The organism is Streptomyces sp. NPDC033966, from assembly GCF_055575955.1.
Genome location: NZ_JBVIRQ010000007.1, coordinates 296525 through 310902, shown reverse-complemented (window position 1 = coordinate 310902; position 14378 = coordinate 296525). Strand labels below are relative to the sequence as shown.

The window sequence follows — 14378 nt, the reverse complement described above, 5'->3', positions numbered from 1 at the left end:
GGTGAACAGCGTCCAGCCCATTCCCGTCGTGGTCCTCTCCGGATTCCTCGGCTCCGGCAAGACCACGGTCCTCAACCACCTCCTCGGCAACCGGGGCGGCACCCGGATCGGGGTCGTCGTCAACGACTTCGGCTCGATCGAGATCGACGCGATGTCGGTGGCCGGACAGGTCGGCGACTCGATGGTCTCCCTCGGCGGGGGCTGCCTGTGCTGCGCCGTCGACGGCAGCGAGCTGGACGCGTACCTGGACAGGCTCGCCGCCCCCGTCCACCGGATCGACGTGATCGTCATCGAGGCCAGCGGGCTCGCCGAGCCCCAGGAGATGGTCAAGATGCTGATCGCCAACGAGAACCCCGCGATCCGCTACGGCGGCCTGGTGCAGGTCGTCGACGCCGCGGAGTTCGACCGGACCCGGGCCGCGCACCCGGAGACCGACCGCCACCTGTCCGTCGCCGACCTGGTGGTGCTCAACAAGACCGACCGGGTGGACCCCGCCGAACGCGCCCGGATCGAGGGGGAGATCGCCGCGCTCTGCGCCCCGGGGACGCCCCTGGTCGGCGCCGACCACGGGCGGATCGACCCGGAACTGCTCTTCGACCGCCGCCCCTGGACCGAGACGCGGGGGCAGCTGTCCTTCGAGGACCTGATCGCGGAGGCCGCCGATGACGAGGGCCACGCCGGCCCCGACGCGCACGCGGACCACGCCCACGCCCGCTACGAGAGCGTCGAGTTCACCTCCGGCCAGGCCCTGTCCCCGCGCCGCTTCATCGACTTCCTCGACCGGCGCCCGGCCGGCCTCTACCGGATCAAGGGATTCGTCTGGTTCGGCGTGCCCGGCCACCAGGAACGGTACGAGGTCCACGCGGTCGGCCGCTTCCTGAGGTTCAGCCCCGGCCCCTGGGGGCGGGGCGAGCGCCGCCGCACGCAGCTCGTCCTGATCGGCTCCGGCACGGACGGGCCGGGCCTGCTGCGCGAGCTGGACGCCTGCCGCGAGGAGTTCCCCGGACAGGCCCCGCCGGAGAGCATGTGGGGCGTCCTGCGCTACGTCGCGGCGGCGGACCGCGGGGACGACCCCTCGGCGGAGGGCGACCCCTCGGCGGAGGGCGACACCCCGCCCGGGGAGGGGCCGGACGACGCTCCGGCCCAGGACACCCCGGCCTAGGCCACCTCGATGCCGAAGTCGCCCAGCAGGGCCTCCAGGCCGCCGCGGTAGCCCTTGCCGCCGACCACGAAGTCCCAGTCCCCGTTCGCCCGCCGCCGGAACGAGCCCAGCACCAGGGCCGTTTCGCCGGAGCGGCCGTCGGAGACCTCCAGACGGCCCAGCTCCCCGCCCGCGGCGTCCAGCAGCCGGATGCCGGCGTCGGTGAAGCCCGACAGGTCCGCGTCCGGGTTGACCTCGGGGTCCACGGCGGCCACCAGCACCAGCCGGTCGGCCTGCGCGGGCAGCGCGTCGAAGGCAACCTCGACCGCCGCCTTGTCGGGGGCGGAGTGCGGGCGGGAGCGGACCGCGCCGTCCGGGGTGCGGGGGTTGTTGAAGAACACGAAGTGGTCCTCGCTCAGCACCCGGCCGCCCGTGCAGACCAGAGCGCACACGTCGAGGGCCACCGTCCCCGTCCAGTACATGCCCAGCACGTTGTGGTCGGCGGGGGCGGGAGACGGATCGGCCAGGGTGGGTGTGGCGGCCGCAGCCGCCTCCCCGGAGGTCCGCTGGGCCGGCACGGGGCCGCCGCCCAGACGGCCCCGCAGCCCGTACCGGTGCAGCAGCTCCACCAGCTCGGCCCCGGGAACCAACTCCAGCGGCTTGCCGTTGGCAAAGGTGTACGACCCGGGCCCGAAGGACGAGGTGGTGACCAGCACCCCCTTGTTCGCCCCAGCGTCCTGGACCGTGCCGTACAGGTCCCGTACCGCCGTCGGCGGCACGGTGTTGCGGTAGCGCTTGACCTGCACCACGATCCGCCCGCCCCGGATCGGGGCCGGGTCCAGCGCCTCGACGTCCACGCCGCCGTCGCCCGACCGCTGCGTGGTCACCGCCTCCATGCCCATCGCCCGGAAGAGCTCCGCGACCAGGTTCTCGAACGCGATCGGGTCCATCTGGAAGAGGTCGGGCTCGTCCTCGCCGCCCGCGGCGTGCCCGCCGTGGCTGACGATGTCCCCGCCGACCTCGCCCGGCCGGCGGCCCGCCCGAACCGCCGTCAGCTGGTCAGGGCGCGCCGACAACTGCCCCCGGAGCCCCTCGACCAGGCAGTCCACCGCGCTCACCTGCTCCAGCCGCAGCGCGGAGAAGGCGCTGCGCGCCGCCTGCACGGTCGCCAGTACGAGCTGCGCCTCACGGCCCGTCACCGGATCGTGGTCGTCCACGAACCCGTTGACGACCACCGAGTCCAGGGCGCCGAACTCGTCCGCCGCGAACAGCTCGCGCAGCACCAGCAGCAGGCACTGGGCGAGCAGGTCCCGGTACAGCGCCCGGCGTTGCGTGGCCGGCCGCGCCGTCTCCCTGTCCTGGTCCGTGCTCGGCACGTACCGAACGGCCTTCACCTCCGGCACCACCTCGTACCGGGGCAGCTCCCAGTCCAGTACGAGCTGGCGCGCCGCGGGGTCGTACGCCGCCGACACCTGCCGGGGCAGCTCCCCGGGCCAGGCGGTGGAGGCGTACAGGGCCGCCGAGAAGTACTCGACCACCGCGTCGGGCTCGCCGGCGCGCAGGGAGTCGGCCAGATCGGTGAGGCCGCTGTTGTGCCGACGGATCCCGGCGAGCTGCTCCACCGCCCACTGGTCGTACTGCTGCCGGTACGCCGCCAGCTGTCGCAGGCGCTCCTGCTCGGCGGCGTGCGCGGCCTGCCAGGCCTGGGTGTACCGGTCGTGGGCCTCCCGCTCCGCCCGGCCGCGCGAGCCGAGGGCCCAGCCGCCGCTCTGCTGATGGAACTGCGCCAGCTGCGGCATGGGAACGGGATGCCCGAGGCCGCCGGGGTCGAACGGCTGGAGCTGCTCGGCCCGCACCAGGGCGGCCATCCGGAACGCCGGCGCCCGGCAGCCCGAGGCCAGCAGTCCCTGCAGGGCCGCCACCTGCGCGTCGAGCTGCTCGGTAAGGCGACGCGCCTCGGCCTCGCGGTGCTGTTTGTACGCCGCCTGCTGCTCGCGCCGGTCCCGGGCGGCCTCGCGCTCGTAGGCCCGCTCCCGGCGCTCCGCCTCGCGCATCTGGATCACCTGCGTCTGCTGCTGCTGTCGCTGGGCCTCCGCCCAGACGCCGATCAAACCGCTGGACCGACGAGTCATCAGCTCTGTTCTCCCCCCACCCGCGTGTACCGGGAAAACAGTAGTGGGCGGGCGGGGCGGCTGACCCGGAGAACGCATCCGTCCACCCCGGCCACCCGCTCCGCCCGCCCCCGTCACACGGCTACAGCGCGGCTCCCGCCAGCGACTCGACGGCGGCCGGCAGGGTGGTGCCCGAGCCGTCGCGGCGCGGGTCCGGGGCCGGCAGCGCGGCCGGGGAGCCGTTCCCCGCGGCCGCGCGGACCGGGGCGTTGCCCGCCCAGGCCAGCGTCAGCGTGTCCTCGCCCTTCAGGAACCGCTGGCAGCGCACGCCGCCGGTGGCCCGGCCCTTGCGCGGGTACTGGTCGAACGGGGTCAGCTTGCCGGAGCGCACAGAGTCGTCCAGCGTGCCGTGGGAGCCCGCCACCGTGAACACCAGGGCGTCCCGGGCCGGGTCCACCGCGGAGAAGTGGATCACCTTGGCGTTCTCGGCGAGCTTGATGCCCGCCATGCCGCCCGCCGGGCGGCCCTGGGGGCGCACCTGGCCGGCCGGGTAGCGCAGCAGCTGGGCGTCGTCGGTGATGAAGACCAGGTCCTCCTCGCCCGTCCGCAGCTCGACCGCGCCGACGATCCGGTCGCCCTCCTTGAGGGTGATGACCTCCAGCTCGTCCTTGTTCGCGGGGTAGTCGGGCACGACCCGCTTGACCACGCCCTGCTCGGTGCCCAGCGCCAGGCCCTGCGAGGACTCGTCGAGGGAGAGCAGGCAGACCACCGTCTCGTCGGCCTCCAGCCCGGAGAGGAACTCCGAGACCGGGGCGCCGCCCGCCAGGTTCGGCGCCGCGGCCGTGTCCGGCAGCTGCGGCAGGTCGATCACCGCGAGCCGCAGCAGGCGCCCGTACGAGGTGACGGCGCCCACGTCGGCCCGGGCGGTCGCCGCGACCTGCGAGACGATCACGTCGTGCTTCGCGCGGGAGCCGCCCTCCTCGACGGGGAGCGGGTCCGCGTTCGCCGTACGGGCCAGCAGCCCGGTGGAGGACAGCAGGACCCGGCAGGGGTCGTCCGCGACCTCCAGCGGGACCGCCGCCACCGAGGTGCCCGCCGACTCCAGCAGGACGGTGCGGCGCGGGGTGGAGAACTTCTTGGCGACCGCGGCCAGTTCCGAGGAGACCAGCTTGCGCAGCTCCGCGTCGGAATCCAGGATCCCCGTCAGCTCGTCGATCTCGCCGGTGAGCCGGTCGCGCTCGGACTCCAGCTCGATCCGGTCGAAGCGGGTCAGGCGGCGCAGCGGGGTGTCCAGGATGTACTGGGTCTGGACCTCGCTCAACGAGAAGCGCTCCATCAGGCGCTCCTTGGCCTGCGCGGAGTTGTCGCTGTCGCGGATGATCCGGATGACCTCGTCGATGTCGAGCAGGGCCACGAGCAGGCCCTCGACCAGGTGCAGCCGGTCGCGGCGCTTGCCCCGGCGGAACTCGCTGCGCCGGCGCACGACATCGAAGCGGTGGTCGAGGTAGACCTCCAGCAGCTCCTTGAGGCCCAGCGTCAGCGGCTGCCCGTCGACCAGCGCGACGTTGTTGATGCCGAAGGACTCCTCCATCGGCGTCAGCTTGTACAGCTGCTCCAGGACGGCCTCCGGGTGGAAGCCGTTCTTGATCTCGATGACCAGGCGCAGGCCGTGCGAGCGGTCGGTGAGGTCCTTGACGTCGGCGATGCCCTGGAGCTTCTTCGAGCCGACCAGGTCCTTGATCTTCGCGATGACCTTCTCGGGACCCACGGTGAAGGGCAGTTCGGTGACGACCAGGCCCTTGCGGCGCGGCGTGACGTCCTCCACGGAGACCGTCGCACGGATCTTGAAGGTGCCGCGGCCGTTCTCGTACGCGTCCTTGATCCCGGACAGGCCGACGATCCGGCCGCCGGTCGGCAGGTCGGGGCCCGGCACGAAGCGCATCAGCGCCTCCAGGTCCGCCTCCGGGTGCCGGATCAGGTGCCGGGCGGCCGCGATGACCTCGCCCAGGTTGTGCGGGGCCATGTTGGTGGCCATGCCGACGGCGATCCCGGAGGCGCCGTTGACGAGGAGGTTGGGGTAGGCCGCCGGCAGGGCGACGGGCTCGCGCTCCTGGCCGTCGTAGTTGGCGGTGAAGTCGACGGTGTCCTCGTCGATCGACTCCGTCATCAGCGACGTGGCGTCGGCCATCCGGCACTCGGTGTAGCGCATCGCGGCCGGCGGGTCGTCGTTGCCGAGCGAGCCGAAGTTGCCGTGGCCGTCGACCAGCGGGAGCCGCATCGAGAAGGGCTGGGCCATGCGCACGAGGGCGTCGTAGATCGACGCGTCGCCGTGCGGGTGCAGCTTGCCCATGACCTCGCCGACGACGCGGGCGCACTTGACGTACCCCCGGTCGGGCCGCAGGCCCATCTCGTTCATCTGGTAGACGATGCGCCGGTGCACCGGCTTCATGCCGTCGCGGGCGTCGGGCAGGGCGCGGGAGTAGATCACCGAGTACGCGTACTCGAGGAAGGAGCCCTGCATTTCGTCGACGACGTCGATGTCGAGGATCTTCTCCTCGAAATCCTCCGGCGGCGGGGTCTTCGTGCTGCGGCGGGCCATCGCTGCGCGGCTCCTTAACCAAGGTTCGGGGTGTACTGGGGGGATCTGGCGTGGTTGACGCGGACCATTGTGGCCCGAGGCACCGACAACGCGGACTCCGACCCCGGGGGTCCCCCGTACGGAGTCGGGGGGAGTGACCCGGGAACTTATCCGGCCGTCGGTGCGCTTGCATACAGTGGCAGGTCTGACAGAAATCTCTGCATCGCGATCGAAGGGACCACATGCCCATGGGTCACACGGCCACAGCTCAGGCCTCCGGCGGCCTGACAGCGACCGAGCACCGGCTGGCCAACGGCCTGCGCGTGGTGCTGTCCGAGGACCACCTCACTCCGGTCGCCGCCGTCTGCCTCTGGTACGACGTCGGCTCGCGACACGAAGTCAAGGGGCGGACCGGTCTGGCTCACCTCTTCGAGCACCTGATGTTCCAGGGTTCGGCGAGCGTACCGGGCAACGGGCACTTCGAGCTCGTCCAGGGCGCCGGCGGCTCGCTGAACGGCACCACCAGCTTCGAGCGCACCAACTACTTCGAGACCATGCCGGCGCACCAGCTGGAGCTCGCCCTGTGGCTGGAGGCGGACCGCATGGGCTCGCTGCTGGCCGCCCTGGACGACGAGTCCATGGAGAACCAGCGCGACGTCGTCAAGAACGAGCGCCGCCAGCGGTACGACAACGTCCCGTACGGCACCGCGTTCGAGAAGCTGACCGCGCTCGCCTACCCGGAGGGCCACCCGTACCACCACACCCCGATCGGCTCGATGGCCGACCTGGACGCCGCCTCCCTGGAGGACGCGCGCAACTTCTTCCGTACGTACTACGCGCCCAACAACGCCGTGCTGTCGGTCGTGGGCGACATCGACCCGGAGCGGACCCTCGCCTGGATCGAGAAGTACTTCGGCACCATCCCGGCGCACGACGGCAAGCAGCCGCCGCGCGACGGCTCGCTCCCCGAGATCATGGGCGGGCAGCTGCGCGAGGAGATCGTCGAGGAGGTCCCGGCGCGTGCGCTGATGGCCGCCTACCGCCTGCCGCACGACGGCACCCGGGAGTGCGACGCCGCCGACGTGGCGCTGACCGTGCTGGGCGGCGGGGAGTCCTCCCGCCTGCACAACCGCCTGGTACGCCGTGACCAGACGGCCGTGGCGGCCGGGTTCGGCATGCTGCGCCTGGCCGGCGCGCCCTCGCTGGGCTGGCTGGACGTCAAGACCTCCAGCGGCGTCGAGGTGCCCGCCATCGAGGCGGCCGTCGACGAGGAGCTCGCGCGGTTCGCCGCCGAGGGCCCGACGGCCGAGGAGATGGAGCGCGCGCAGGCGCAGCTGGAGCGCGAGTGGCTGGACCGGCTCGGCACCGTGGCCGGCCGCGCCGACGAACTGTGCCGTTTCGCGGTGCTCTTCGGCGACCCCCAGCTCGCCCTGACCGCCGTCCAGCGGGTGCTGGACGTCACCGCCGAGGAGGTGCAGGCCGTGGCCGCGGCCAGGCTGCGCCCCGACAACCGCGCGGTGCTGGTCTACGAGCCGCTGGCCGGCGCCGAGGCCCACGAGACCGAGCAGCACGACGAGAACGAGGGGGCGGAGCAGTGAGCGACACCGCAGCCGTCACGATGACCTTCCACCCGCGGCCGCAGGCCGGCGAGGCGAAGCCGTGGGCCTTCCCGGCCCCGGAGCGCTCCACGCTCCCCAACGGCCTGACCCTGCTGCGCTGCCACCGCCCGGGCCAGCAGGTGGTGGCGGTCGAGGTCAACCTCGCGGCCCCGCTGGACGCCGAGCCCGAGGGCCTCGACGGGGTGGCCACCATCATGGCCCGCGCCCTGTCGGAGGGCACCGACAAGCACTCCGCCGAGGAGTTCGCCGCCGAGCTGGAGCGCTGCGGCGCCACCCTCGACGCCCACGCCGACCACCCCGGCCTGCGGGTCTCCCTGGAGGTCCCGGCCTCCCGGCTGTCCAAGGCGCTTGCCCTGCTCGCCGAGGCCCTGAGCGCGCCCGCCTTCGCCGACAGCGAGGTCGACCGCCTGGTGCGCAACCGGCTCGACGAGATCCCGCACGAGCTGGCCAACCCGCAGCGCCGCGCCGCCAAGGAGCTCTCCAAGGAGCTGTTCCCCGCCGCGCTGCGCGTGTCCCGCCCCCGCCAGGGCACCGAGGAGACGGTCGCGCGGATCGACTCCGGGGCCGTACGCGCCTTCTACGAGGCCCACGTACGGCCCTCCACCACCACCGCGGTGGTCGTCGGCGACCTGACCGGCATTGACCTGGACGTCCTGCTGGCGGACACCCTGGGCGCCTGGACCGGCAACACCGCCGCGCCCCGCCCGGTCCAGCCGGTGACGGCCGACGACACGGGCCGCGTGGTCATCGTGGACCGGCCGGGCGCCGTCCAGACGCAGCTGCTGATCGGCCGGATCGGACCGGACCGGCACGACATCGTCTGGGCCCCGCAGGTGCTCGGCACGTACTGCCTCGGCGGCACCCTCACCTCCCGCCTGGACAAGGTGCTGCGCGAGGAGAAGGGCTACACCTACGGCGTCCGCGCCTTCGGGCAGGTGCTGCGCTCGACCGCCGACGGCAAGGGCGCCTCGATGCTCGCCATCAGCGGTTCGGTGGACACCCCCAACACGGGTCCGGCGCTGGAGGACCTGTGGAAGGTGCTGCGGACCCTTGCGGAGGGCGGACTGACCGACGCCGAGCGGGATGTGGCGGTGCAGAACCTGGTGGGCGTAGCCCCGCTGAAGTTCGAGACGGCCGCCTCGGTCGCCGGCACGCTCGCCGACCAGGTGGAGCAGGAGCTGCCGGACGACTACCAGGCGCGGCTGTACGCGCGGCTGGCCGAAACCGGTACGGCGGAGGCCACTTCGGCCGTCGTGAACGCCTTCCCGGTGGACCGTCTGGTCACCGTCCTGGTGGGCGACGCCGCGCAGATCGAGGAGCCCGTCCTGGCCCTCGGGATCGGTGAGGTCACCGTCGTCTCCAACTGAGCGGCGCGAGGCCCGGGACGGGCCGGGATCCGGCCCGTGACAAGGGGGCTCCGGTGGAACATCCACCGGAGCCCCCTTTGTCCGTTTGGTGGCGTGGTTGCAGGTATGCGGTGTGGCGTACGCAACAAAAGCGCTCGTCTGTTTGGCGATTGACTGATGATCCGCCTAGCGTCGGCCGTGCTGTTCGTCAGTTTGTACCCGCCGCATCCGCGGCACCGGACAGCGATCGCCGAGTCCCCGTCAGGCGCGAGCCTGGGGAGCCGGGGACCCACATGTGTCCCTGGGGTGAATCGGACCCCCTCGCAAGAGGAGGCCCGTAGGAGACCTTCCTGCTCCGAACCCGTCAGCTAACCCGGTAGGCGAGAGGGAAGGAAAGGATCACCCCCTTCATGGCGTTTGGCAGTCGTGCCGCCGGTTCTGGTAAGCACCGTGGTTCCAGCCGTCTGAGCCGCAAGACCGCCGGCTACGCCGGCATCGCCGCCCTCGCCACCACGGGCGTGGTCGGCACCCTGGCCGCTCCGGCCTTCGCGGCGGACAACAGCAGCGGCCCGTCCATGGAGGACACCGGTCAGAACGCGATCGTCGTCGCCGACGGTCTGCAGGACGACATCGAGGTCCAGGCCGCGACCCAGCAGAGCGCCGCCGAGGCCGTCGCCGCGCAGGCGCAGGCCGAGGCCGAGGCGAAGACGCGGGCCGCCGAGGCCAAGCGCACCGCCGAGGCCGCCGAGGCCAAGGAGAAGGCCGAGCGCGAGGCCGCCGAGAAGGCCGCCAAGGAAGAGGCCCGCAAGCGCCTCAACACCTTCGTCGCCCCGGTCGACGGCTCGTACGTCAGCACCCAGTACGGCGCGGGCGGCGGCATGTGGTCCTCCGGCAGCCACACGGGCATCGACTTCCACGCCGACGAGGGCAGCATCGTCCACGCCGTGGGCGCGGGCACCATCGTCGAGGCCGGCTGGGGCGGCGCCTACGGCAACAACGTCGTGATCCGCCACAACGACGGCACCTACACCCAGTACGGGCACCTGCTCTCGCTCAGCGTCTCCGTCGGCGAGACGGTCGGCGCCGGCCAGCAGATCGGCCTGTCGGGCTCCACCGGCAACTCCAGCGGCCCGCACCTGCACTTCGAGGCCCGCACCGGTGCCACGTACGGCACGGACATCAACCCGCTGACGTACCTGCGCAACCACGGCGTGGGCATCTGACCCGCACCCGCACAGCGCGCTTCACCGAGGAAGGCCCCGGCTCACAGAGCCGGGGCCTTCCTCGTTTTATCCTTCATATTTCCGCCCCCGCTCGGAAAATTGCCGCGTGTTGCAATAGAGTCGCAGTACGGCCACGATAAACCGAACCGAAACCAGCGGAGGTCCGGCCTTGCGTATTCCGGCGCACGCGGTGTGCACAGCGATTCGCGACGATATCGTCTCCGGATTCTTCGGGCCGGGCAGCCGGCTGACCGAGGAGGTGCTCGCCCGCCGTTACGGGGTCTCGCGCGTCCCGGTCCGCGAGGCGCTGCGCACCCTGGAGTCCGAGGGCTTCGTCACCACGCGGCGGCACGCGGGCGCCTGCGTGGCCGAGCCGACCGAACAGGAGGCCGCCGACCTCCTGGAGCTGCGGATGCTGCTGGAGCCGCTCGCCGCCTCCCGGGCCGCCCGCCGGCGCACCGACGGCCACCTGAAGGTGCTGCGCGGACTGGTCAGGCTGGGCCGGGAGCGGGCCGGGCGGGCCCAGGGGGAGGACCTGCGCTCCCTGGGGAGCTGGTTCCACGAGACGCTGGCCCAGGCCTCGGCCAGTCCGGGGCTGATCGCCCTGCTGACCCAGACCCGGCACAAGATCGCCTGGATGTACGCGGTCGAGGCCCCCGTGCGGCCCGCGGAGTGCTGGGCCGAGCACGCCGCGATCGTGGACGCCGTCGCGCGCGGGGACGCGGAGCGGGCCAGGTCCCTGACCGCGCTGCACGCGCAGCGGACGGCCGGGGCGCACCGGCCGAGGGTGAGGAATCCGCAACCTGCCGTAAACACGGCGAGCGCTCCGAATTAACAGATCCCGTATACAACGGAGGAATATCCGGGCGCTCCCGGGCGCCGGTGGAATTCGCGTCCCGCCTTCACGCGTCCGCTTTTGTGTGTCCGCTTTTGTGCGTCCGTTTTCATGCGTCCGCTTCTGCGCGCCCGTGGCTCGATTCCGGCGCGCATCATTCGCAGATTCCCCGAAGGGGAAACGCGGAAGCCGCGGCCCCCGGGGTGGTGGGGACCGCGGCTTCCGGGCTACCGGACCCGAAGGGTCAGACGGTCTCGGGGAGCTCCTCGAGGCCCTCGGCGACCAGCTTCGCGAGGCGGTCGAGCGCGGCGTCCGCGCCCTCGGCGTCGGAAGTCAGGACGATCTCCTCGCCGCCCTGGGCGCCCAGACCCAGGACCGCCAGCATCGACGCGGCGTTGACGGGGTCGCCGCCGGCCTTCGCGATGGTCACCGGGACTCCGGAGGCGGTCGTCGCCCGGACGAAGATCGAGGCGGGACGAGCGTGCAGGCCCTCGGCCCAGCCGACGTTGACGCGGCGCTCTGCCATGGTGATGCCCTTCAGGTTCTACGGGTTGTCTAGACCAGTCTCTCACGCCGCCCGGAATGCTCGGACCGACCTTCGGCCCGCATCCACCGCCGTTCGACCCTCCCCAGCTTGCACTGGTTCGCACCGGTGCGCCGCATTCGCCGCGCGCTCGCCCAGCGGGCCGCCCACCGCACCCGCACACCTGGCCGGACCGCCCCTTAAGGTGGCCCCATGACCACCGCGTCGGACCCCTCGTACCCGGCCCACTGGGAAGCGGACGTCGTGCTGCGCGACGGCGGCACCGCCCGGATCCGCCCCATCACCACCGAGGACGCGGGCCGCCTGGTCAGCTTCTACGAACAGGTCTCGGACGAGTCGAAGTACTACCGCTTCTTCGCGCCCTACCCCCGCCTCTCCGACCGCGACGTCCGCCGCTTCACGCACCACGACTACGTCGACCGGGTCGGCCTCGCCGCGACCATCGGCGGGGAGTTCATCGGCACGGTCCGCTTCGACCGCATCGGCCCCGACGGACGGCCCGCCTCCGCCCCCGCCGACGAGGCCGAGGTCGCCTTCCTCGTCCAGGACGCCCACCAGGGCCGCGGGGTCGCCTCCGCCCTCCTGGAGCACATCGGCGCGGTGGCCCGGGAACGCGGGATCCGCAGGTTCGCGGCCGAGGTGCTGCCCGCCAACACCAAGATGATCAAGGTGTTCACGGACGTCGGCTACCAGCAGAAGCGCAGCTTCGAGGACGGCTCCGTCCACCTCACCCTCGACCTCGAACCCACCGCCGAGTCCCTCGCCGTCCAGCGCGCCCGCGAACAGCGCGCCGAGGCCCGTTCCGTGCAGCGCCTCCTCGCCCCCGGCTCTGTCGCCGTGATCGGCGCCAGCCGCTCCGGAGCCGGCGTGGGCGCCACCGTCCTGCGCAACCTGCGCGACGGAGGCTTCCGAGGACACCTCTACGCCGTCAACGAGGCCCGCGCCCCCGGCATGGAGGGCGACCTCCTCGAAGGCGTACGGGCCTACCGCGGCCTCGCCGACATCGGCGCCCCCGTCGACCTCGCCGTGATCGCCGTCCCCGCGGACCGGGTCCCGGACGCCGTGGCCGCCTGCGGCGAGCACGGGGTGCAGGGGCTGGTGGTCCTGTCCGCCGGATACGGCGAGAGCGGCCCGGCCGGACTCGCCCGCCAGCGCGAACTGGTGCGGCAGGTCCGCTCGTACGGGATGCGGCTCATCGGGCCCAACGCCTTCGGGGTGATCAACACCGCCCCGGAGGTGGAGCTGAACGCCTGCCTCGCCCCGGCCCCCGCCTCCGCGCGCGGCCGGATCGGCCTGTTCACCCAGTCCGGAGCGATCGGCATCGCCCTGCTGTCCGCCCTGCTGCGGCGCGGCGAGGGACTGTCGTCCTTCGTCTCGGCCGGGAACCGGGCCGACGTCTCCGGCAACGACATCCTCCAGTACTGGTACGAGGACGAGGCCACCGACGTCGCCCTGATGTACCTGGAAACCCTCGGCAACCCGCGCAAGTTCACCCGCCTCGCCCGCCGCACGGTCGCCGCCAAGCCCGTCGTCGTCGCCCTGGGCGGCCGCCACACCCCCGCCGGACACGTCGTCCCCGGCACCCGGCTCCCCGAGGCCACGGTCTCCGAGCTGCTCCGCCAGGCCGGCGTCATCCGCGTCGACACCGTCACCGAGCTGGTCGACGTCGGCCGGCTGCTGGCCGGGCAGCCGCTGCCGGCCGGCCCCAGGGTGGCGATCCTCGGCAACTCCGAGTCCCTCGGCGTCCTCACCTACGACGCCTGCCTGACCGAGGGGCTGCGCCCGCTGCCCCCGCTGGACCTGACGACCGCCGCCGGCCCTGCCGACTTCCGCACCGCCCTGCGCGCCGCACTCGCCTCCGACGACTGCGACGCCGTCGTCGTCACCGCCATCCCGTCCGTGAGCGACCGCGAGCTCGCCGACGACCTCGCGCAGGCGCTGCGGGAGGCCGTCGCCGAGGTCCCCGGCAAGCCCGTCGCCGTGGTCCACGTGGAACTCGGCGACCTCGTCGAAGCCCTCTCCGCCGCGGCCGGCGACACGCCGCCCGCAGCGCCCCCGCCGCCCGCCGAGGTACCGGCCGACGGCGGCGCGCCCGCCCTCGACGGGGCCGGCCGGATCCCCGCCTACCCGGCCGCCGAGCGCGCCGTGAAGGCCGTCGCCGAAGCCGTGCGGTACGCCCGGTGGCGCCGGGACAACGCCGAGACCGGACAGGTCCCCGAGTACGAGGACATCGACGAGGCGGGCGCCGCCGCCCGGCTCGCCACTCTGCTGGCGGGCGTCGAGGAGGGGGCCGCGCTGACCCTGGACGAGCCCGACGCCCGCGGGCTGCTGGGCCGCTACGGGATCCGGGTGCTGCCCACCCTCCCCGCCCCCAGCCCCGACGCCGCCGTCCGCGCGGCCCGGGTCCTCGGCTACCCGGTCGCCCTCAAGACCACCGCCCCGCACCTGCGCCACCGCGCCGACCTGGGCGGCGTACGCCTCGACCTCACCACCGAGGCCGAGCTCAGGCGCTCGTACGAGGAGCTCACCGAGGCCCTCGGCAAGCCGGCCGAGCTACAGCCCGTGGTGCAGACGATGGCCCCGCGCGGAGTGGACACCGTCGTCCGCGCCACCGTCGACGCCGCCGCCGGAGCTGTCCTCTCCTTCGGGCTCGCCGGGGTCCCCTCCGAGCTGCTCGGCGACACCGCCCACGGCCTGGTCCCCGCCACCGACCGGGACACCGCCGCCCTGATCCGCTCCATCCGCGCCGCCCCGCTGCTCTTCGGCTGGCGCGGCAGCGACCCCGTCGACACCCCCGCCCTGGAGGAGCTGCTGCTGCGGCTGTCCCGGCTGGTGGACGACCACCCGGAAGTGACCGGGGTCTCGCTGGAGCCGGTCGTCGTCGCCACCGAGGGCCTCTCCGTACTCAGCGCCACCGTCCGCGTGGCCCACCCGCCCGCCCGGACCGACCTCGGCCCGCGCACGCTGCCGAGCTACTGAGC

General features: G+C 73.1%; 9 protein-coding genes and 1 riboswitch. Of the genes, 6 read left to right on the top strand and 3 right to left on the bottom strand.

The annotated features are described in order from the left end of the window. Position 1: 1 nt before the first annotated feature. Positions 2-1162 (top strand): CobW family GTP-binding protein, encoded by a 1161-nt coding sequence (locus ACZ518_RS22130; RefSeq protein ID WP_469114709.1) that lies wholly within the window; start codon positions 2-4, stop codon positions 1160-1162. On the opposite strand, the gene ACZ518_RS22125 is transcribed toward ACZ518_RS22130, so the two are convergent. Together ACZ518_RS22125 and ACZ518_RS22120 are read right to left on the bottom strand one after the other, a co-directional pair. Beyond that, the gene (locus ACZ518_RS22125) at positions 1159-3273 is read right to left on the bottom strand and encodes a restriction endonuclease (protein ID WP_469114708.1); all 2115 of its coding nucleotides are present in this window, start codon (positions 3271-3273) and stop codon (positions 1159-1161) included. The genes ACZ518_RS22130 and ACZ518_RS22125 overlap by 4 nt on opposite strands. Before the next feature lie 121 nt (positions 3274-3394). Beyond that, positions 3395-5851 carry a DNA gyrase/topoisomerase IV subunit A gene (locus tag ACZ518_RS22120; protein ID WP_469114707.1) on the bottom strand — a complete coding sequence of 819 codons (2457 nt, stop codon included), beginning with the start codon at positions 5849-5851 and terminating at the stop codon, positions 3395-3397. Between the two features lie 227 nt (positions 5852-6078). On the opposite strand from ACZ518_RS22120, the gene ACZ518_RS22115 reads away from it, so the two are divergent. The 4 genes from ACZ518_RS22115 to ACZ518_RS22100 all read left to right on the top strand — a co-directional run bounded on the left by ACZ518_RS22115 (position 6079) and on the right by ACZ518_RS22100 (position 10853). After that, the gene (locus ACZ518_RS22115) at positions 6079-7428 is read left to right on the top strand and encodes a M16 family metallopeptidase (protein WP_469114706.1); all 1350 of its coding nucleotides are present in this window, start codon (positions 6079-6081) and stop codon (positions 7426-7428) included. A gap of 20 nt (positions 7429-7448) precedes the next feature. Beyond that, complete coding sequence (locus ACZ518_RS22110) at positions 7449-8816, top strand: M16 family metallopeptidase (RefSeq protein WP_469114793.1); 1368 nt, start codon at positions 7449-7451, stop codon at positions 8814-8816. 217 nt (positions 8817-9033) lie between these two features. After that, positions 9034-9193, top strand: a riboswitch (cyclic di-AMP (ydaO/yuaA leader). Between the two features lie 12 nt (positions 9194-9205). Next, positions 9206-10018 (top strand): M23 family metallopeptidase, encoded by an 813-nt coding sequence (locus ACZ518_RS22105; protein WP_469114705.1) that lies wholly within the window; start codon positions 9206-9208, stop codon positions 10016-10018. Positions 10019-10187: 169 nt separating this feature from the next. Beyond that, positions 10188-10853 carry a GntR family transcriptional regulator gene (locus tag ACZ518_RS22100; RefSeq protein WP_469114704.1) on the top strand — a complete coding sequence of 222 codons (666 nt, stop codon included), beginning with the start codon at positions 10188-10190 and terminating at the stop codon, positions 10851-10853. 244 nt (positions 10854-11097) lie between these two features. Here the strand turns inward: ACZ518_RS22100 and ACZ518_RS22095 are convergent, their stop codons facing one another. After that, on the bottom strand, positions 11098-11379 hold the full coding sequence (locus ACZ518_RS22095; RefSeq protein ID WP_469114703.1) for an HPr family phosphocarrier protein: 282 nt from the start codon (positions 11377-11379) through the stop codon (positions 11098-11100). Between the two features lie 210 nt (positions 11380-11589). On the opposite strand from ACZ518_RS22095, the gene ACZ518_RS22090 reads away from it, so the two are divergent. Beyond that, entirely contained in the window at positions 11590-14376 is a 2787-nt protein-coding gene (locus tag ACZ518_RS22090; RefSeq protein WP_469114702.1) for a bifunctional acetate--CoA ligase family protein/GNAT family N-acetyltransferase, read from the top strand. Positions 14377-14378: the final 2 nt, after the last annotated feature.